General features: G+C 43.5%; 16 protein-coding genes. 4 read left to right on the top strand and 12 right to left on the bottom strand.

Features of this window, described 5'->3' with window-relative positions:
- Positions 1 to 13: 13 nt before the first annotated feature.
- The 10 genes from tssA to ACT3TU_RS07395 form a co-directional block, all read right to left on the bottom strand.
- Positions 14 to 1162, bottom strand: coding sequence for a type VI secretion system protein TssA (gene tssA, locus ACT3TU_RS07440; RefSeq protein WP_192529212.1), 1149 nt, complete (start codon positions 1160 to 1162; stop codon positions 14 to 16).
- Positions 1162 to 4092, bottom strand: a complete 2931-nt coding sequence (tssH, locus tag ACT3TU_RS07435; protein ID WP_192529211.1) for a type VI secretion system ATPase TssH — start codon at positions 4090 to 4092, stop codon at positions 1162 to 1164. The genes tssA and tssH overlap by 1 nt, the downstream gene beginning before the upstream one ends.
- 114 nt (positions 4093 to 4206) lie before the next feature.
- On the bottom strand, positions 4207 to 5247 hold the full coding sequence (gene tssG, locus ACT3TU_RS07430; protein ID WP_192529210.1) for a type VI secretion system baseplate subunit TssG: 1041 nt from the start codon (positions 5245 to 5247) through the stop codon (positions 4207 to 4209).
- Entirely contained in the window at positions 5211 to 7034 is a 1824-nt protein-coding gene (tssF, locus tag ACT3TU_RS07425) for a type VI secretion system baseplate subunit TssF (protein WP_192529209.1), read from the bottom strand. Before tssF ends, tssG begins: the two co-directional genes overlap by 37 nt.
- Positions 7035 to 7111: 77 nt before the next feature.
- Positions 7112 to 7603 (bottom strand): type VI secretion system baseplate subunit TssE, encoded by a 492-nt coding sequence (gene tssE / locus ACT3TU_RS07420; RefSeq protein WP_192529208.1) that lies wholly within the window; start codon positions 7601 to 7603, stop codon positions 7112 to 7114.
- 100 nt (positions 7604 to 7703) lie between these two features.
- Positions 7704 to 8207, bottom strand: a complete 504-nt coding sequence (locus ACT3TU_RS07415; protein ID WP_192529207.1) for an Hcp family type VI secretion system effector — start codon at positions 8205 to 8207, stop codon at positions 7704 to 7706.
- A gap of 53 nt (positions 8208 to 8260) precedes the next feature.
- Positions 8261 to 9751: a type VI secretion system contractile sheath large subunit gene (tssC, locus tag ACT3TU_RS07410; protein WP_192529206.1), complete on the bottom strand. Its 1491-nt coding sequence runs from the start codon at positions 9749 to 9751 to the stop codon at positions 8261 to 8263.
- 3 nt (positions 9752 to 9754) lie between these two features.
- Complete coding sequence (tssB, locus tag ACT3TU_RS07405; RefSeq protein ID WP_192529205.1) at positions 9755 to 10267, bottom strand: type VI secretion system contractile sheath small subunit; 513 nt, start codon at positions 10265 to 10267, stop codon at positions 9755 to 9757.
- A gap of 21 nt (positions 10268 to 10288) precedes the next feature.
- On the bottom strand, positions 10289 to 11029 hold the full coding sequence (locus ACT3TU_RS07400; RefSeq protein WP_192529204.1) for a hypothetical protein: 741 nt from the start codon (positions 11027 to 11029) through the stop codon (positions 10289 to 10291).
- Between the two features lie 60 nt (positions 11030 to 11089).
- A complete protein-coding gene (locus ACT3TU_RS07395; RefSeq protein ID WP_192529203.1) occupies positions 11090 to 11545 on the bottom strand; it encodes a hypothetical protein in 456 nt (151 codons plus the stop codon).
- Positions 11546 to 11761: 216 nt separating this feature from the next.
- Between ACT3TU_RS07395 and ACT3TU_RS07390 the strand changes: the two genes are divergently transcribed.
- Both ACT3TU_RS07390 and ACT3TU_RS07385 read left to right on the top strand, forming a co-directional pair.
- Positions 11762 to 14671 (top strand): contractile injection system protein, VgrG/Pvc8 family, encoded by a 2910-nt coding sequence (locus ACT3TU_RS07390; RefSeq protein ID WP_192529202.1) that lies wholly within the window; start codon positions 11762 to 11764, stop codon positions 14669 to 14671.
- Entirely contained in the window at positions 14671 to 17826 is a 3156-nt protein-coding gene (locus ACT3TU_RS07385) for a hypothetical protein (protein WP_192529201.1), read from the top strand. The genes ACT3TU_RS07390 and ACT3TU_RS07385 overlap by 1 nt, the downstream gene beginning before the upstream one ends.
- A gap of 34 nt (positions 17827 to 17860) precedes the next feature.
- On the opposite strand, the gene ACT3TU_RS07380 is transcribed toward ACT3TU_RS07385, so the two are convergent.
- Positions 17861 to 18844, bottom strand: coding sequence for a formylglycine-generating enzyme family protein (locus ACT3TU_RS07380; RefSeq protein WP_192529200.1), 984 nt, complete (start codon positions 18842 to 18844; stop codon positions 17861 to 17863).
- Between the two features lie 261 nt (positions 18845 to 19105).
- Positions 19106 to 20095 (bottom strand): formylglycine-generating enzyme family protein, encoded by a 990-nt coding sequence (locus ACT3TU_RS07375; RefSeq protein WP_444784208.1) that lies wholly within the window; start codon positions 20093 to 20095, stop codon positions 19106 to 19108.
- 290 nt (positions 20096 to 20385) lie between these two features.
- On the opposite strand from ACT3TU_RS07375, the gene ACT3TU_RS07370 reads away from it, so the two are divergent.
- A complete protein-coding gene (locus ACT3TU_RS07370; RefSeq protein WP_444784207.1) occupies positions 20386 to 21600 on the top strand; it encodes an IS256 family transposase in 1215 nt (404 codons plus the stop codon).
- 134 nt (positions 21601 to 21734) lie between these two features.
- On the top strand, positions 21735 to 22012 hold a 278-nt coding region (locus tag ACT3TU_RS07365; protein ID WP_444784206.1), incomplete at its 3' end, for a hypothetical protein.

Raw genomic sequence — 22012 nt, 5'->3', positions numbered from 1 at the left:
GTCGTTGATTCAATTAATAACCATCGTCAGATGAATCACGTTTGGGCTGAATGCCAATCATGTCAGATAGCGTCGCCAGCTGGTCTTCGTTTTTGATGATATGGGTGAGCCATTGATCCAGTGGCATATCGGCCCAGTCAATAGCACGACCCAGCAAAAAAGTCACCGGGCTGTGCGGCTCATTGGTCGCAAAATAGTCTTGAATTTGACCCAGTAATTTAAGCGCTTGCCGACGATTGCTTTGATGATCACGGTTACTAGGATTAAAACTGGTTGAGCTAATATTTTTTGTGCTAGCAGCTTGTCCACTACTATCCGACATCGCACTTTCACCAATACTGTCCATAGTATCGGCTACGCTTTCTTGAGCGGATATACTATTATCATCAGAATACTCTGGTATCAATGGACGCAGATGCTGGGTCAGTGCCACCAATAAATCCGTGACTGGTGCGAATACCGGTGCATCCATACCCATCAGATCGTTTAGCTGATCAGTCAGTGTCTGCCACTGCTCAGTCACTGCCCTAAGATCGGCCATGAGTGCTTGTTGCCAAGTCTCACTACTGGTCTTTATGGCATGATTATAGTCACTCAGCGTTAATTGATTGGACGTTTCGCTATCGGGGTTTTGCTGACGCTGCTTATCATGATCACGCGCGGTTAGATAATAGTTATAATTGTAATTTCCTGCTTTGGTATCAGCAAGCGACAGTTGCTTGATATCATCAGTGAGCGCCTTGACGAACCATGACAGCAGCCCTGCCCTGATATCCATACTGTCTTCCTCGCCATCTAACGTCGGATACATGGTCAGCCAATACTCATCATTCAGCGCCTGCAATAGACTCAAACCCTGACTGATACCTGCTAAATGATCGGTATGACTCAAGGCATCGACATACCAAAGTGCCAGCTTGATATCTTTACTGGTATGGCTGAGCAACTCAGCACATTGGTTTTTGACAAAATCCCAGTCAGCCACTTTTAGCTCAGTGACCCAGTTGCCTTGCGCCAGTAATGGATCATCCTCTTGACGAGCAGCAACGATGGCATCGATACGTGGATCAAACATTAGATCTTCGCCGACCCCATGACGACTGCCATCGATAGGCGCGATAAGGGTCTCAATGTTGACTGCTAAAGAGTTATCAGTGTTCATTATAGTGACTCCTCTTTAATAGCCTTTTTAGTAGGTTTTTTACTGGCTGTTTTTTTCACTGTCGACTTTTTGACATCAGGTTTTTTAACGGCAGACTTTTTGGCTGAAATGGGTTTGCTTGGCGATTTCTCAACCTGATCTCCAGTTTCATCTTCGCTGTATTGCGCCATTTGATTGAGCGCCACGACGGCATCAGTATCGAGACGATAGGCAAAATTATCGTCCTCATCGACAAATACGGTAATTTTCTTTAGCACACTTTGACTGTCATCATGAGCCAGTAGCTGACCCGCCAGCTGCGGTAGCAAGGTATGGCTGATAATCGCATCGGCGTTACGTGCACCAGAATCGACCTCGTGACAACGCGATAAAATCAGCTCAATCACTTCAGGATCGATGACACAAGGCACGTCATAATTGTCATGAATACGCCCAGTGATTTTATCCAGCTTTAAGCGAATAATTTCTGCCAGCGCGTCATCAGTCAATGGATAGTAAGGTATCACTGTCAAACGACCTAAAAACGCGGGTTTAAAGGCTTTGTACAGATGCGGATTGATGACCTGCTTTAGGCTATCGCTGTCGGGTAAGCTAAAGTCCGTAACACTCGGATCGGTATTGATACACTGCTGCATGATTGCAGACGACCCAATATTACTGGTCAATAAAATAAGGGTGTTTTTGAAATCAATCAAACGCCCCTCACTGTCTTCCATCACCCCTTTATCAAAGACCTGATAAAATAAATCCAATACGTCTGGATGGGCTTTTTCTACTTCGTCAAGTAGCAACACACTATAAGGGCGACGGCGGACCGCTTCTGTCAATACACCACCTTCACCATAACCAACATAGCCTGGCGGCGAGCCTTTTAATGAAGCAACGCTATGTGCTTCTTGATATTCTGATAGATTAATGGTGATAAGATTACGCTCACCACCGTACAACACCTCTGATAGCGCCAGCGCGGTTTCAGTCTTACCCACACCACTTGGTCCTACTAGCATAAATACGCCTTGCGGACGGTTGGGATCATCTAAGCGCGCTTTGGCGGTATGAATGCGTTTAACGATAGCGGCCACAGAATGATCTTGGCCGATGACGCGTGCTTGTAAGGTATCAGCCAAATTTAAGATATGGTTTTTCTCATTACCTGCCATATCGTTAAGTGGAATACTGGTCCAATCTGAGATAATCTGCTTGATGACCTGCCGATCCAATACAGGATGGATGAGGCGCTGCGTTTCTTGTATCTGTTTTAGCGACTGCTCGATATTTTGATACTCAGCTTGTTTGTCCAAGCGCTCTTTTGCACTAAGGCTATCAGAGCCATCTGCCTTGCCACTTAATTGTTGATTGAGCGCATCAAGCTGGTCATTAAGCTGACGCTGTTCATGCCAGCGGCTGGTCATATCAGTAATGTTTTGCTGATTGGCCTGACGCTGCTCATCAAGTACAGCAATCTTTTGGCTGACCTTTTCTTTTTCGTCCACGCCACCGATACGCTCAAGCTGCTGGCTGAGATTATTGATATGCTGCTCTAACTGCACGCCCTTAGCTTGTAACTTATCCAGCTGATTGGGCATGGCAGTCTTTGATAAGCTCACCCGCGCAGCTGCCGTATCTAATACGCTAACAGCCTTGTCCGGTAATTGCCTGTCACTGATATAACGTGCCGATAGCTCAACCGCCGCTTGTAGCGCATCGTCATCGATTAATATGCCAAAATGATCCTGCATCTTGGCACTCAACCCACGAATCATCGCTACTGCTGTCTCAATATCAGGCTCATCGACTTTGACCACTTGGAAACGGCGTGACAACGCTGCGTCCTTTTCAAAGTATTTTTTATATTCTGACCACGTCGTCGCCGCAATGGTTCTTAGCTCACCACGAGCCAGCGCAGGCTTCAATAAATTCGCCGCGTCATTTTGACCTGCCTGCCCGCCAGCACCGATTAAGGTATGCGCCTCATCGATAAACAGAATAATCGGCTGTACCGAGGCTTGTACTTCCTCGATAACTTGCTTTAGACGGTTTTCAAACTCCCCTTTGACGCTTGCTCCTGCTTGCAATAGTCCCATATCAAGACTACGTATCGTCACCTCTTTGAGCTGATCAGGCACTTGACCGGCGACTATCTTTTGCGCCAAACCTTCTACCACTGCCGTTTTACCGACGCCAGCCTCGCCGGTTAAAATAGGATTGTTTTGGCGACGACGAATCAAAATATCGATAAGCTGATGAATCTCAAACTCACGGCCAATGACCGGATCTATTTGTTCAGCATCAGCTTTAGCCGTTAAGTCATAGGTATATTTATCTAATGCAGGGGTTGGCTTGGTATTTGCTTGCTCTGCGTCTAAAGACGCTTTAGTTCCTGCATGGTTGTCATCAATATCAGCGCTTTTATTAGTCATATTAGCCGAGCCACTGCCTTCGGTACTGCCAAGACATTGATGCTCATAATCATCTTTTAGGGTAAAACGATCGATATACTGGAGTTGCTCAGGGAGAGTTTTGAGTAATGGCTGATAACGCTGATAAGCCAATAGCACCAATAATATATGTCCAGAACGAATCTCTAGTGGGCTATTGTTATCCTCATCTTGACTATGCTGACTACTGGCAAGCTCCCATGCGTCTTCTAACAGCGCCATCAAGTCTTGACTGAATACAGGCGTTGAGCCTGTTGCCTGACCAAAGGTATTTAGCAAATCAGTTATATCTGCTAGTAATGACTGCTGATTAATTTTATTCACTTTGAGTATTTGAGCCACATCATTGTGCGGCGTAGCAATCAGCTCATGCAGCAGATGAACAGTATCAACTTCGCGATGCCCATTATTGATACAAAGCCTAGCCGCTTGCTGCAAACACTGTCGGCAACTCGGACTCAAGCGGGTGATTACAGCTTTTAACTGGCTCATAAATATTTCCCTTTAGCATTTTATTAAACTGATGTATCAAAATTAGAGTGGTTATTGAGCGTTATTAGTAAACAAGCAACTTATAGTTGATTCACTTTAAAACCGATACGAGTGCTACTGAATAGGCAACGCATAGCGGGTATCATCATAGTGCTCGGTGGCAGGCTTTGATACCAAAAACCCACCCTGCCCCAAGCCACCAAAGCTGCTTTCTGATAATGACAAAGGGCTTATATATTGCTTGTCCAGCTCCAGTTGCATCTCGACCGCCAGGCAAACACCGCACCATTTACGGATAAAATCAATGATAACTCGGTACATATCCCCTGCTGGTAATAGTCTTAAATAGCGCTTGGCATCCAACTGATGAAAGACGATTCTAATTTTGCTATCAAACTGCACGGCACGCGCACCGCAAAACGCAGATATCCCAAGTGCGGCATGCTGTCCACCGAGGGCTGTTTGCTCATTTGCTGGCAGATCAAACCATTCGGGCACGAATTGCTCAACACTGACCGTGCTATCTAAAAAATGCGACAATACATGCGCTAACTGATCGGCGGTCAAACGTCCTGGGCTAATCATGCCAGCATAGGCAATCAAGCTATCGATTGCCGTTAGCTTCTTCGGCTGCCGTGCCAGCGCTCGCAAGCTCAGCAGATAGCTGTCCTTTTTATCATTTAGTTCATACTGTAATGGCAGGTTGTAAAACCAGCTTGCTTGGACATACAAATCTGTCAAACGATGATTAAACAAATCTAAAAATGCCGGTGCTGCTTTATCTTTTGCGTGTTGTACTCGCGACGCCAGATGATCGGTATACATCGCTGGCAAGGCCGACAATGGACCAGTCAGTCCGATAACTGCGGGGCAAACTTCTATCTGCCTAGCCCTTAATGAACTGGCCTTTAATTGACCATTCTTTAATGAGCTGCCACCGTCTTGCATATTGTCCTGAGCAATGAGCGACATCGATTCAATTTCTGCTTGCGGATAGGCCAATGACAACGAGGCACGATAACGCACCTCGATAGGCGCATGTCCCATACTGACTTCATGGCGAACCAAACGCAGCGCTTGCAATAACTCATAGGCTTGCGGCGCCGCCATTAGATCGGTTAAATAAGAGGACTGAGACCGCTGCGTGGCTGACATCTATATATCTCCTCTTTGGTAACGGCATCACTGATAGACACCTCAACAAAGCTATTTAAGCTGGCGTGATAGCCAAACACATGCGCCAATAAATGGGCAAACTGGCGGATACTGACCCCAGCAAAGTTCTTTTGGTTAATTTGAATATCAATCACCGTCCCGCGCACAAACCCCGGTTGCGGCAAACGCTGAATACGTCGCGCTTTGATACTGGTGGCGACAGAAATAATGCCTTCAACCAACAGTTTATTGGAAGCAGATTGAGTAATATCATAGAGCGACAAATATTCTTTCATCAGCTCGGCATCTTGGGCAGCAAGCGATAAAAAATTTAGGCTAATCAGCGATATCAAGCGCCAACGCTCCTCGCCTGTATATTCAAACCGTGCTGTTCTAGTCGGTTGCTTTAATAACGATAAACTACTAAAACCTGTCATTCCCTCACTAAACAAATCACCGCGGCTTTGACCGAACACCACCTGTGCAGGCAAATCTCTATTGGTACATAACAAAGAGGCGCTCATGCTCACCGCGCCTGACAAGTCTTCACGGTTTTTCTCTACAAACATAATCTGATATTCAAAACCCTGCTTGAACTCAGCCATATCCTTGTCACGTTTGATATGGTAGTAACGACCGTCGTCTTGCTGCTCATAGTGATTGAGCGCATAAAATGGATGGTATTCACGCTGTAGCAAACGATTGTCGCTTTGTTTGGACTCTATGACTTTATTGACCTCATAGATTTCGTGTTGAAACAGCGCACGAGTGTCGGGCACCAAATCATAATAGATAGAACGATGGGTCACTTGAATGGGCTTGGCGGCGGCTTTGAATAGATTGACGACGGGCGTACAAAACAATTTAATACTGCTGGCACTTAATTGCTGCAGGTTTTTTAGCCGAATAGTGTTTTTTTTATCAAATTTAAAGTAACAGCGAATCTCAAAGCCATTGCTATCAATCTTTAAATTAGGACAAACTTTGCCAAGATTAAGGCGTAAGAAGTTGAATTTTTCAGGAAAATAAAAGTACTCTTTTAATAAGGCAGAAGCCGCATTACTCACCCGATGACTGGGGAGAATTTGCTGTTCAGGGTCGAAACCTATCATTTCAAACGGGCTACCGGCTATGTTATTAACTTGCCTACCATGCAGATGGGTTTGCTTGACATCACACCATAATAAATCCCATAGACTGGTGCCCTGACTGGCGTCTTCATCTATATACAAGTCTAGCGTGTGATTTAATAAAGCTTGATAGTCAAAGCTCGGATTAAGACCTTTAAACTTAATACTGATACAGCCATTCAGCAGTCCATGCTGATTGTCGTATACTTCTTGGCGAGTCTCAAAGTCGACGCTGTCTATCTGTAGCGGTAGCAAAGTCACATCTTGGGTTGACTGAAACTGGCAAGGTGTGCCATTTATTTTTTGGGTGGCAAATGTGCTTCGTTTAGGGGCTAAAACCGCCTCGCTCATCGCATTACCTTGCACCCCTAGATTAAACTGGGCGATAGAGACAGATGGGAAGGGTTTGAGGTAATCAGGATAGACGACTTCCAATAAAGATTCGGTAAAGTCGGAATACGAGTCGTCCAGCTTTTTATTGATGCGCGCGCTAATCAGCGAAAAAGCCTGAATAAGGCGCTCAATGTGTGGATCATCTACGGTATCGTGCCCCATCAATAGCCGATTGGCTATTTTTGGATATTTCTTGGCAAATTCTTTTGACTGTTTATTAAACAGGCTCAGCTCATGCTCGAAGTAAGGAAGTAGACTGTCCATGACGCCTCAATATATTGATCGCTGCTAACTGTATAGATTGAGCGGTAATAGTGGTTTTTTCATTCAGTGAATAATGATTATTTTATTAAGTAACGCTGAGAGCTTGGCTCAAAGAATGCATCGAAACTGACCAGCTCTTGTGCTGGATAAACTTTCAGTAAGGCTTCAATTGAGAAGCAAAGCTGATTGACATCGACGGCACCTATATCTAACGATACGCGCACGTTTCTTAGTCGGGTATCCTGCTGTTCAACCGTTTGGGCGATTTGTCGACAGATATAATCACAGTCAACAGGATTGGCACTGCTTAAGCCCACAAAATCCAATATACCAAAATTCAGTATCGATGAGCGCACATGCTGATAGCCTTGCAGCTTACTCGACACCACGCAGCGCGTATTTAATAACGCCTCTAAATCTTGAGCGACAGAAGTCTTTAACTCCTCAATATTCAGGCGGCGAACCACCAGCTCATGTGCCAGATGACGAGGCTGGTCATCGAATAGTTGCTCAAACAAGTTTGGGCGAAACCCAATTTCTTTATTAGAAGTTTTGGCAGCGTAATTCATTGATACGATTATTCCTATTGGTAAAAACAAAAAAGAAAGGCCTAGATATAAACCTTTCTTCATTGACACGATAAATAAATAACACCTAATACGACCTCAATTAGGCGGTATAAGTAGCAGTGTTATTGGCTAGCGACCACTTCTTAGTGACGGCGCCTTTGGCGGTACCGTCGATATCTTGCTGGGTATAAGTCCACTCAACCGCCGCATATTTGATGCCGACTTTTTCGATTGGAACACCTTCTGAACGTACGGTAGGCTCAACGCTTGCGATAATGGCATGCTTAAGCTTTACTTCTAGGTATTTAACGCGCTTATCACCGTTGGCACGATAAAAATCGATTTGAATCTCATCAAAAGTATAACCAGCAGAACACGCTTCCCATAGTTTAGGACTGGTAGAATCCAAATCTTTCATAAAGGTCATGTCAGCGTGTTCACAACGCTCAGAAGTATGACCACCAACGCTGCTGGCTGTCGCTGACTTTGGCTGACGGATCAAATGATCCCAAGTATTTACTTCAAGCCAACCTTTATGCTCGCTGTCACGAGATTCGCCATCAATTTTATATTTACCACGGAACTGAATATAAATATCTTTCATATCACATACCTTGTTTGAGAAGTTTAATGTTAACGTTGGATTTTAATAAACGATCAGCTGTTGCTAGACTGCGGCAGTTGAGTGACCAGACGCAAAGAAACAGACAATTCGTCAAGTTGAAAGTGTGGTCTTAAGAAAACCACGGACTTGTAGACACCAGGCTTACCTGGCACTTCTACAACTTGTACAGAAGCTTCGCGCAGTGGGTACTGGGCTTTTGCTTCTTGTGAGGCTCCGTCATCTAGCAAGACATAACGAGAAATCCAGTCATTCAAGAACGACTCAACATTACCAGGCGCTAAAAAACTACCTACTTTATCGCGCATCATCGCTTTTAGGTAATGGGCGATACGTGATACCGCCATGATGTACTGTAGCTGAGTCGACAGCACCGCATTGGCGTTGGCATCGTCATTTTGGTAAGTCTTAGCTTTTTGCACTGATTGCGCGCCAAAAAAGGCCGCATAATTGGTATTTTTGCAATGGACCAGCGGGATAAACCCTAAGTCACTTAACTCTTTTTCACGGCGATCGGTGATAGATATCTCCGTTGGGCATTTAAGCGCTAAATCCCCTTCATCCGTCTTAAAGGTATGGACAGGTAAGCCCTCGACCAAGCCGCCACCTTCAACACCACGAATGGCAGCACACCAACGATAATCAGAGAAAGCTGAGGTCAATCGCGAAGCGAAAGCATAAGCCGCATTTACCCATAAATAATCATCATGATCATTACCAGAAACGCCTTCAGTGAAGTTAAAACCTTCAACCACTGTGCCGTCTTTAGGATCATAAGGCAGACGGCCTAAAAAGCTAGGCACTGTCAGCGCCACGTAACGAGCATCCTCTGACTGTCTGAATGCGCGCCAACGTATATATTCAGCCGTTTCAAATATCTTTGATAAATCGCGTGGGCGACCGATATCAGTAAAGGAATCTAAGCCAAACATCTCAGCAGAAGCAGCCGATACAAAAGGAGCATGAGAAGCGGCCGCGACATGAGACAATTGCTCAAGCAGATACATATCAGAGTTTTGACGAGTAAATTCAAAGTCGCCAACGATGGCAGCATACGGCTCGCCGCCGAAGCTACCGAACTCTTCTTCGTATATCTTTTTGAACAAGGTGCTTTGATCAAAGTCGATTGAAGACTGAAAATCCTTGGTTAGCTCACGTTTACTGGTGTTCATCATGCGAATTTTTAGCATGGATTCCGAGGGCGTTTGACTACATAGATAATGCAGACCGCGCCAACTAGACTCTAGCTTCTGAAACTCAGGCGCGTGCATGACGGTGGTCAACTGCTTAGAAATCAGCGCGTCAATTTGGGCAATACGAGCGTCAATCGATGCGGCTAAATTTTCTGACAACGTCACCGTGCCTTGCATGACTTCATTGGCAAGCTCTGCGATTTGCGACTTGGCACGATTTTTTTCATCGTCGGACTTGGCAACGTTGCTTTTATTGACGATTTCTTCGAGCAAATCATAGCTGTCGCTATTCAATGGATCCGTTGCTATATGCTGCTGGGCTTGGGCGCTCATCGTTTAATCCTCACCGTCAGTTTGATTTTGTTCCGCCATTTTTTTGACTTGCTCAGTGTTCTTAAGCACATCGTCTAATAGGTCTTCAAGTTTTTCATTGGCCGATATCTTGTTGCGTAAATCAGCTAGGCGATCTCGTGCTTGTACCAGTTGTTTTAACGGCTCAATTTGATCAGCAACTGCTTCGGGGCGAAAGTCATCAATACCATTGAATGCCAAATCAACCGCAAATTCGCCGCCTTTATCAGTCAAATCATTACGTACTCGGAATGTCGCACGCGGCGCTAAACCTGACATTACCTCGTCAAAGGTATCCAAATCCACTTCGACAAACTTTTTGTCTTTAAAGCGCGGTTGCTCAAGTGCGGAATCTCCTGAAAACTCGCCCAACACGCCAACCACAAAAGGGATTTCCTTGGTTTCGATCGCATCGCCTACTTCAACGTCATAAGTCAGATGCACCCGAGGCGCACGTACTTTTGCGAGTTTCTTTTGTACACTGTCTTGATTTGCCATAATAAGTTACCTCAGCAATGTCTAGTTTGAACGCAATATACTGAATGGATCAGAAGATTTGGCGTTACTTTTTTTGGTAGGTGAAGGTTTAGTAACAGGCTTAACTTTTGGCGCTTGGCGTGAAGGTTGTTTTACGGCCGATTTTCTTTTAATAGGAGCCGATGTTTTTTTCGCAGAGGCACGGCGCTGATTTTTTAATCGATTTTTTGTTTTAGTACTTTTATTTCTTATGACTGCTGGTGGTTTCGGCAAAGATTCGTCGTAATTAAAACCGTGGATACCACCATATATCTTACTTAAAGCGTACTGATACTCCTTCAAAAACGCTGCATCCACTTCATCGGTTAGATAATCTGATTGCAGTTGGCTTTGGGAGACGATAGCACTACTATTGAGTAGTATCTTTTTTAGCTTAGCAGTACTTTGACCCAAATCAATGGCTTCACTGGCGGCATAAACAGCATAAGCGTGATAGTCATTGTTATAATAAATCTGCGCCAAAATCTCCCATGCTAAAGAGTCTTTTGGATTTCGCGACAGCCGTTGGTTTAAGTCTGCAATCAATTGATGCAACTGTGGTGATGTTGCATCAGCATTTTTGAGTGTCTCGAATTGATTTATAATGCTAGAGCCGGGGTCTTTTTCTTGTACAACAAGCTCACTATGTGCGGTAGTCATTGCTGAGCCCATGATAACTAGACCCGCCAAAAATGCTTTGGGTAGCTTAAAACTAACTCTGATACTGCTTTTGATATGGGTCATCGTAAGTCGGTGCTCGCCATTATTAGTATGAAATAAATGTATCCGCTTGCTTGAATTGTCTTAATTAGACGCATTAATCAAGGTTGTGATATTGGTTAGCGTTTCATTAAATGTCGCTTTATCACCACTATTCATCATCGCATCATCGCTATAAGCGTCGATGTTACTACCCATCACTTTGACCGCTGAAAGCATAGCAATCTGACGTGCATCAACTTTCTCATTGTCGATACTTAAAGCTTCATTAGCGGCTCTCAACGCCCTTGCATAGCGTTTTTCTTCGTAATTCTTGTTAGCAATAACCATCCACGCCTCGCTACTGCGTTGATCCGCCACTGTAGTATCAGAGAGATAGGCCAGCGAAGGCTCACTTAACTGCTTAACAATTGGTGTACTTACTGTGGTTTGCACGCTTTTTTTACCAGTCTTGCCACAGCCTGTTGTCAATAAAGATGCGCCAAGTAAGACCGATAGCAGACCTGCGGTTGCAAGTTTAGTACGATAAATAGGATTCATAAGAACAGTATCATCACTAAAAATATAATAAGAAAGGGATTTAAAAGGCAAATAGTTTAACTAAAGTTTATTAAGTATAAAAAATCAATGGGATTGATTATACATATACTTGACAATATTTCAATAAACTCTATACTTTTCTTAGCAAATAATTTAGAAAAACTTCTCATTCAACCATTTTCTTGGTCTAAAATAAGCCGTCACGGTACCTCTACTATGCCTTCTCAGACCGCTCGCCTACATAATATAACCGTTGATACCTCCAATTTTAGTAAATCTGCCTTTTATCCCGTTGCCTTTACGGGTATGAGTACACTGAATGGTAGCGATCACATTGACATACTTGTGTTTGTTTATGATTTCTTAGACCATTACGATTGTTTGCTTTTAATAGGCAAACCCATATGCTTGACCACATTATCAGTAGATCGCTCACCGACCAGCCGTACGGGGCTTATTCGAGGCGTCAACTATCAGCAGTCAGATGGGGCGATGCATTTCTATACTTTAGATATCGTTAGCCCCGATTGGCAATTGACCCAGTCGATACATACCCGCCGTTTTATCAATCAATCGACGCTCGATATTGTGACCACCATCCTGAGTGATTACGAGATAGATTGGCAGGTGTCAGAGTCTCTCTTGTCATCGGACAGTCAATCATCTGCGCGCTTATCTGCACTTTTACCCATGCGTACCCAGTCGGACGTCAGTGATTATGACTTTATTACTGGACTGCTTGCTGATATTGGCATATCTACTTTGTGGGTATCAGGGGATTCTGTTGATGAGCTTGGTACCTGGTGGTTGATCAGTGGTTTGGATGAAAGTGAGCTAATTCCACTACACTACAGCTATGCTCAATCATCAGTACAGTCAGGTCAAGATAGCGTCAATGCGCTACAAATGAATTCACAACAGCTGGGTAGTTACGAGGTAATCGTACGAGCGGATGGCTTAGCGGCGGATACCATTTATGAAGGTCAAGCAGTAGATGAATCGCCGCTTGCGACAGAGGATACGACTGTACTACTCGCTGCACCGTCTCGAGTGCACAGCGATGATGCCGCTATTTATATGGCACAGCAATGGGTGTCTGCAAACCACTGTCAACGCGAAACCTATCAAGCGACGGGTGCCCTGCGTGGTCTTAGTGTCGGTAGCCCCGTGAGTATCAATAACCTGCCCTCCATTGGTAGCTTATCGACTCACTGCGTGGCGGTAACCTTTATCGGTATTGAGCCTGACAACGATAGTGTCTCGTATCATCATCAAATATTCATCAAAGAGTGGTTACAGCGCACTGCTCAGCACCTGCAGCGCCAGACCACAAACGCCATTCATCTGTCTATACCTGATCATGGCTTTGATATGGCTCGTGACACTGGGGTTTGGGTATCAGCGACGTTGCTTGACGCTACTATCCCCTACACCCCTTATCCCAGCTCTTTGTCCTTTGCCAGTAGTACCTATATGGGACTGACTCAAGCACGTACTGGTGACACCAGTTTATCAGCCTCCCCTAGCTACGACTCTAGTGTCAGCACTGATAATCTACAACAAACCATCACCACTCCAGTCTACTCAGGCATCAGTCCTCACGATGACGGCACTACCCCGCCGCTACGTAGTCTGCAACTGTCATCGGGTAGCACTCATGGCTGGCAGTTCGCCCCACGTTTGGGACAGTCAGTCCTCTTAACTCACTGGTACGGTGATATCGACAGTCCGGTGATTAGCAGATCTTTGTATGACGGTATCGGTATGGGTGATGTCGATGAGAAAGATATCACCACTCGTGATAGCGGACTATCGAATAGACACAACTTGCAAGGGGGATCTTCTCCTAGATGGCATGGTGGTGGCCTCGGTCATTCGCAAATTAATGATGATGACAGCCACAGTGGCTGGCTATCAGGTATTGCCCAGTATGGATTGAGCTCTGACTCTGAGGTGACCCTAAGCTTTGATGATACGCCAGGCAAAGTCGGACTACAGTGGACGGTGAATACAGGCAGCAAAGCCAATAGCGAAAATCCAACGATTACCGACAGCGCCACCTTTGCCCCTGATGAACATGTGCTTGAGCTTGGCACACTGCGGCATCGTTATAGCAATCATCAATCATCAACCAGTGGTCAAGGGATCAATCTGGCAAGCGATCATGGCTTACAAATCACTGGTGAGTCTGGCGTCCTGCTCTCCACTTTCGGATTAAAACACACACAAGGCGAGCATGAGTCAGCGTGGGTGAATGATGCAGGACAACGTCAACTAAAACTGGGCACTGAGCTAAATGAGACGCTTCTCGATGCCAAGCAGGCGCACTTGCAATCCACGGCAGCACTTAGCGATGCCAACCAAACGATAGAAGCCTTTAAAACCAGTGCTCAAATTATAGATGAGACGCTCAATACGGAAGTGTTAGGCGCTGCTGATGTGATGCTGGTCAGCAAAGATAGCATCCTTGCTTCCGCAAGTAATACGCTATGGACGGCAAAAACAATAGTCAGACAGTCAGGCGCTACGCAATCGGATGTGGTGGCAGGAAATTATATGCTGACGGCAAATACGATTGACTCGCTCGCTGGGGTTGGTGGTCAAGCCGTTCTATCTGGTCTACATATCAGTGCCAATAGAGAGCCACTAGCGATACAGGCACAAGGCGGTGAGTTGCAATTACATAGTCAGCAAGGTATGACGATTGGTAGTGAGTCGGGACAGGTGAATGTGTCGAGTCCTAAGCGGATTAAGCTGCAAACTAGTGCTGGGGCGTCGATTACGATTGATGACAGCGGGATTAAGCTGGTGTGTCCGGGGATGATTAAGGTTCAGGCGGTGAAGAAGGACTTGGTAGGCGGGGCGAACATTACACCAACGCTTCCTTCACTAGGCGGTTCAGATATCAAGTCGTACCTAACATATGTTGCCAAGGACATGTTTGGTGAGCCTATCGCCAATACTGAGTATCTATTATTTATGAAAGATGGTTCGGTCAAAAAAGGTAAGACAGATGCGCAAGGTCGTACCGAACAAGTAGTAACCGATACCCCTGAGGAAGTTGGTATACATATCGTTGGCGACGAACACGAAGGGTTTGAGCTAAGTTTTGAGGATGATGAGTAATGGCTGAACGATTAGAAATAAAAATTCTTGATGCAAATGGCACACCTGCTCAGTATGAAAAAATCATACTATTTGTTGCTAAAAATACAAAAGGTAATCCTGACAAAACGACATTTACAGCAAACTCTCAGGGTATTATCAACACTGGAATACTTATTTCCAAATTATATCCAAAAGGTACTTTTTATTATTTAGATGTTGAAGCAAAGATTCCAAAGGTACTGGGTAAAGATACTCAGCTTGTTGGTCAAACCCACTTATTAAAAGTTGAATCAAAAGATCCTCTTAGGTTTTTAGTTTTATACGAATACTATGATATTGATGGTTCAAAGAAAGAAGAGGTGATTTCTGGACTAGATTATAAGATCTATAATAAAGGTACAGTGATAAAAACCCGCCAAACAGACAAGGATGGTATGACCTCACCGTTCCGAGCCATAAAAGATCAAGGTTATCAAATAAAAATCAAGCCAAAAGGTTCTTCTTCGTATTTAAATGTCAAAATTCGTAAAAAATATCAAAACTCTCAAAACTCAATTATAAAACACGATGGTACAACTACGTTATATGCCGTATGCCTAGAAACCTTCGTTGGCTTTAAAGTAATAGATAACAACAATAAAGGTATCCCTAACGTTAAAGTCTGGCTGGTCGATAAAAATGGCAAACAGCAAGGAGATACGAGAACGACCGATAAAAATGGACGCATTAAGCCCTTTGTTCAAAATTTCAGTCGAACCGTCAAAGTATCTTTAAAAGGCTGTGAGTTAACTTTAAAAGAAAAAGAAGTAGTCATTCCTAAGCATCAAGGCGAAGATCCTTATCATGTTATTGAGATAAAAACTAGGACATGTAGTACGGGTCTGAATAACCCTAAAAATAAAGCTACTCTAGCAGCCAATACCCGACTTCCTATTGTTTATGATCTTGAAAGTAAGGAGTTGTCTGTATTTAGAAGTAATGACTACAAAAACCTTGTTAAAAACCTAAGCAATGTCGATAAACTAATGGCAAAAGTGCACATGCAAAGATCCCAAGTAGCAGACGCGCTCAAAGCTAGAGATGCTAGTATGCTAAAAACTGCAGAAGATGCAATGATAAGGGCAGAAGCAGACGCTCAAGATGAAATTGAGCAGGATTTTTCGACAATTGCTGATATGAAAGAAATATTCTTAGTCAAGACAGCCGTTGCCAGTGCGGACTCAAATGGAACCACTATTGAACGACGCTATGTGAGAAGAGATTATTTCGAAGATACAATCCAGCCAACACGTATCAACCAATCACAGACAAACATTCCTACTCCTGAAGGCGACCCTCCGCCAACAGACAAACCAAGCCTGCTATATAATCCAGCAGGCTTTGCTAAAGAGGCGCTTGCTGATAGGATTAAAGAGATATCTGCCTCAATTGAAGGTGAGCTAGGAACTGAAGGGGAAATAGACTTAAACGTTTTAGACTATCTATTACCCTCTTCAGCTAATGAGATCAGTGAACTCATTAGCAAATCTGATAAATACCAAGTAGATGGCGAGGCACAGTGGCTACGAATGGTAGGTGGCGCTGGTATGAATGGCTCAGCAGATTGGAACCTTGATGACAAAATAGGTATCGAAGGCGGCTTTAATGCAAATGGTAAGCTTATTCTATGTGAGGCGAGTATCTCTCCTATAATGGCGCTACCTTCATTGGAAGGATGGCACTTAAAAGCCACTTTTGAAGATGGTATCAAAATAGACTTAGGCTCACTGCGCTTGATAGTTTCTTGTGAGATTAGTGGATTTGCAGGGGTCAATATTGGAATAGAAGGTGCTGGTAGTATAAAAATAAAAGACGGTGCTCAAAAACTGGTCTCAGCAGCTCGTGACCCTAAGCAAACAATGACGAGTGCATGGGATGCAAATAAAAATATGCCTGCTCTTAGCCTAGACTATAAAGATATTAATCATCCAACCAGTGATGATGAGATAGAGCAGTTACAAGAAAAGCATAACGTAAAAGGGTCTGTAGCTATCTCTGCATTTATCGGTGTAGAAGGAGGAATAGAGCCAAAGGGTGGTATAGAGTGGCTACCGCCAGAAGAAGAAAATTTTGTCTCTTTTGCCTCAGTATCGGCAACTATTGCAGGTAGCTTTGGCATCGGAGGCTCCTTAGACTTTTATGTGTTCCTTGACGCTCGAGCAGGCAAATTTAAAATCAGAGCCAAAGCCGCTGCTTGCTACGGGGGAGGTGGTAAGCTTGGGCTTGTATTTGAAGTGAATGGTGGTCATATTGAGTCGTTTCTTAGGTGGACATTCTATCAGTTAGTTAATGCAGGCTTCCGTAAAGTCGTCCATATCCTAGAAGAGGCTTTTATCGCATTGACCCAGTTTTCTGTTATTTATTTAGGAAGTAACTCTAGTGTTTCTAAATCCCTAATAAATATTGGAACAAGATTCAGAGCTTTTTCTAATGCCTTAGATACTGATTCAAAGCGGCATGATCTAGCCATTGAGATTATGAAGGGTGAGAAAAAGCAAATGCTATTATGCGCTACGCCCAATGGTAAAGGCATACTGATATACAACATCAGTCGCCATGGGTGGTACAGTCATACACTTAGCTGGCCTGAGTTTGAATTTAGTATTTTTGATGGATTTAGTATAAGACTGCTCACTGAACGTAAAGAAGCCATTATAGAAATTTTTACTACGGTGACCACTTATCCTGAGTGGGACAATGTACTACAGCACATGAACAGGGATGGAGTAAAAGACTATCATTTGCAAGAGTTAAGCGGCCGCTCTAATAAAAGCTTTCGCCAAGAAAATGAAGCACATATTTTGCGGTTTTTAAGTTATGGTCTTAATAATATAGACACGCCCTTGCTCACACTATTAAATGATATCAAAGCAGATAAAATCACTGAAAAAAACGATACTGGCAATACCTTTATAGATCAGTATCTCAATATGTTAGGTAGACTTATCAAAGGTTACTATCCTAAAGGCGAGCGTGTAGTCCTTAATACTGATCCTGCTTATGAGAAGTACCGTATGTTGGCTAAAGTTGATTATATCAACCCTAGCTTTTATGCAGCTAAAAACCCTCAGAACTTTGATACCAGCTTACTAAATCCAAGAAACCAAGCAGCTGATGGTACTTATCACGCTTAAGGTATATAGTAATATAAAAGTATAGTACAAATGATCAACTTATCACTTGCTGGCTATTGGCTACGCAGCGAGCTGAGGTAAAAGCATTCTGATTAGCATCTTGTGCTTCCTCTATCAACGGTGGATTAGGCAAGCGTTTTATTCGCATTAGAGTAATTGACCCATTGGCTAATATGTTTCTTGCCGAACCCCATTCAGCGTTTACTGAGCGCAAAACTTTTTCAGTACCCGTGTCAGGGCCTTGGGGATTATGCTCAGGGCTGTTGGCATAGTAATCCTCGCTATACCAGTCATTCATCCATTCATTATTTTGATTGGTCATGTCATACAGACCCAAAGGATTAGGAGGATATAGTCCTACAATAGGTATAGCTAAATTAGTATTATATTTTCTTGAGAGTGCTGACTTCTCATCAAACGTCCATATATTGCGTCCACCATTTATTTTACCGTTATCGGTTGGAAATAATATATATTTACCGCGATTGCGTGCGGCATATTCCCACTGCGCCTCACTAGGTAGACTCATTGGAACCTCTAACTGTTGACCAAGCCATTGACAGTATTGCTGTGCCGTTTGCCAGTTTACACCAGCAGCAGCATTAGATTGACGTAGCTCTATCGTAGTATCTTGCATACCAATTTTTTTTTGTTTAGTCGCCATACTATAGATATCGAAGTCACCATAAGTCGCTTTATAAGCATTCATGCTAAAGCTATCGAGCGTAACCTTGTGTAGTGGTTTATTGTCACTTTCACTCCTGATAGGGCCACCATCATTTATAGTCACTTTAGAACCAAAATCGCCCATCTCATAGCTGCCCCCTTCGATAAATTGCATATTCTCTTTTTGTTGAGCTACAAAGTCTGCTAATTGCTGCCTTTCATCATCGCTTAAATTGCTACGGGTTTGTGGAATGCCGCTACTATCTGCTGAAGTCGCAGGTTCTTTAGCGCAGGCAGTCATAGTAAATAGCGGTAATATAAACAGCGGTACGAATAGAGATTTAAGCGTCATAATAGGCTACAGTGATGTTTTGTTGAGAGTTCAGAAGGATTATACTAATAATTTGTGTGGATTGTCTAAGTAGATATATTAAACTACTGTCGAGATAGATTGGGTTAATAAAAAGGATTGGTTATTATTAACTTTTATAGGGTAATAGCATACCAACCCCAGCTTTTATACAACTAGCAATCTCCAACAATATAATAATCGCTCGTTTGATAAAATCAAAGTTTAGATAGGTTGTACTAAACCAAAAGTAGACTAAAAATTCTAGCTTAAAGGCTTTAAAGAGTTAGCAACGCAGCGTGAAGAGGTATTTCTGTTTTGATTCATTCTTGGATCATTATCTATCAAGGGTGGATCAGGTAGACGTTTGGTGCGAAGAACGGTAACTGGTCCTATGCCCAATCTAATGTTATCAGCACCACCTTCCATAGTACTCAATGAGCGTACGACCTTTTCAGTTCCTATCTTGGGGCCTTTTGGATTGAGCTCAGGACTACGCTCATAGTAGTCAGCAGCGTACCAGTCCATCGTCCATTCATAGTTTTGGTTAATGAGATCATAAAGTCCTAAGGGATTGGGTGGAAACATACCGACAAGAGGAACATCCATAAAGACAGTATTGTATTTTTGTCTTAACTCTTTTTGCTGCTCAAAAGTTGCTATATTACGCCCTGCATCCACTTTACCATTATCGGTTGGAAACAGTACAAACTGTCCACGATTACGGGCGGCATACTCCCACTGAGCCTCGGTTGGCAGACTCATCGGCACATCTAACTGTTGGCCCAACCATTGACAATAGTGTTGTGCGGTTTGCCAGTTGATACCTACTGCTACATTAGGTTGGCGTAACTCTTCATCTGATAACTGCATTCCTTCTTTTCTTTGACCTGTCGCCATACTATAAATATCAAAATCATCATAAGTTGCCTTGTAAGCATTCATACTAAAGCTATCAAGTGTCACCTTATGCAGGGGCTTACTATCGTATTCGCTGGATATGGGTAGACCACCAGTCCAATCGAGCTTATGTCCAAAGTCACCCATCTCATAGCTACCGCCTTCGATAAAGCGCATGTTTTCTTTTTGCTTCACTAAGAACTCATCCAACTGCTTTTTTTCATCTGCCGTTAGATCGCTACGGGTTTGTGGAATGCCGCTACTATCTGCTGAAGGCGCAGGCTCTTTCGCGCAGGCAGTCATAGTAAATGGCGGTAAGATAAACAAAGATACGAATAAAGGCTTTAGCGTCATAATAGGCTACAGTGATGTTTTGTTGAGAATTTAGAAAGATTATACTAATAATTTGCGTGGATTGTCTAAGTAGAAATATTAAACAATCCAACGAACATTACCTTTATTAATCACGTTAATGTTAATAACGATGAGTTTTTATAATGCAGCTAACAATCGCAAACCATCATTATAGACTCTTTAAATAAAATAATATTTTTCTTGATAACAAAGTGTTATTAATAGACAATATTTGAGCCTTTCCTAAAAAGTGTGTAACTGCTTATAATCCAATAACAGGAGAATAAGCAATGACTACTCAATCTGACATTAAAAAACTGGCCGAGCAAATGGCTGGTAGCATGAATAGCTTTGATGATATCAAAGACTTCCAAAAGCAGCTCATGCAATCGTTTATTGACACTGCACTAGAAGCTGAGATGGAAGATTATCTAGGCTACCCCAAGCATGAGAAAGCAGATAAACTTAATAAGCGCAACGGCCACACTAAAAAAACCGTCCGCAGTGACACAGGCGATCTTGAGATATCCACCCCAAGAGATCGCGGTGGCAGCTTTGAGCCTGTGCTAGTAAGCAAGCATCAAACCCGTATTTCAGGTCTTGACGATAAAATCATATTTTTTTACGCCAAAGGCCAAACCACTACTGAGATTGTCGAAACCATCAAAGAGCTCTACGATGTCGACATCTCAAGCACATTGGTTTCAAGAGTCACCGATAATATCTTAGACGACATCACCGCTTGGCAGAACAGGCCTCTAAGCAGCGTTTATCCTATTGTCTACCTAGACTGCATTGTCGTCAAAGTACGTCAAGACAAGCAGATCATCAACAAGGCTATTTATCTGGCGCTAGGCGTGGGACTTAATGGTAAGAAAGAGCTGCTTGGTATGTGGCTATCAGAGAATGAGGGCGCTAAGTTCTGGCTAGGCGTTCTCACTGAACTACAAAACCGCGGGGTGCAAGATATCATCATTGCCTGTGTTGATGGTCTAAAGGGCTTCCCCGATGCCATCAATACGGTTTATCCAAAGGCACAGGTTCAGCTGTGTATCGTACACATGGTGCGTTACTCAATGAAGTTTGTACCGTGGACGGATAAGAAGGCCGTAGCGGCTGATTTAAAAGCCATCTACGGCGCTGATACGCTTGAGATGGCAGAGGCTAATCTTGAGCACTTTGATGAGACTTGGGGCGAGAAATACCTGCACGTGGTCAAGTCTTGGCGTAATAACTGGGAGGGCTTAACGGTGTTCTTCGAGTATCCTAAAGATATCAGAAAAGTCATTTATACTACCAATGCTATAGAATCATTGAACAGTGTGATTCGGACAGCGGTGAATAAGCGTAAGGTGTTCCCATCTGATCAGGCGGCATTCAAAGTAGTGTACTTAGCAACCCAGCAGGCGTCGTCGAGGTGGTCGATGCCAATTCGTAACTGGACGTCTGCTCTTAATCGTTTTATGATTATGTTTGATGGTCGTATCAGTAAGCATTTAATCTAAAGGGCAGTTACACAGAATCTGGGATGGTCTCCAATATTTCAATAAACTCTATACTTTTCTTAGCAAATAATTTAGAAAAACTTCTCATTCAACCATTTTCTTGGTCTAAAATAAGCCGTCACGGTACCTCTACTATGCCTTCTCAGACCGCTCGCCTACATAATATAACCGTTGATACCTCCAATTTTAGTAAATCTGCCTTTTATCCCGTTGCCTTTACGGGTATGAGTACACTGAATGGTAGCGATCACATTGACATACTTGTGTTTGTTTATGATTTCTTAGACCATTACGATTGTTTGCTTTTAATCGGCAAACCCATATGCTTGACCACATTATCCGCTGATCGCTCACCGACCAGCCGTACGGGGCTTATTCGAGGTGTCAACTATCAGCAGTCCGATGGGGCGAT

The organism is Psychrobacter sp. AOP3-A1-26 (assembly GCF_052378235.1).
Classification (GTDB): Bacteria; Pseudomonadota; Gammaproteobacteria; order Pseudomonadales; family Moraxellaceae; genus Psychrobacter.
The sequence above is the reverse complement of the archived record's forward strand: the minus strand, read 5'-3'. Positions and strand labels throughout refer to the sequence as shown.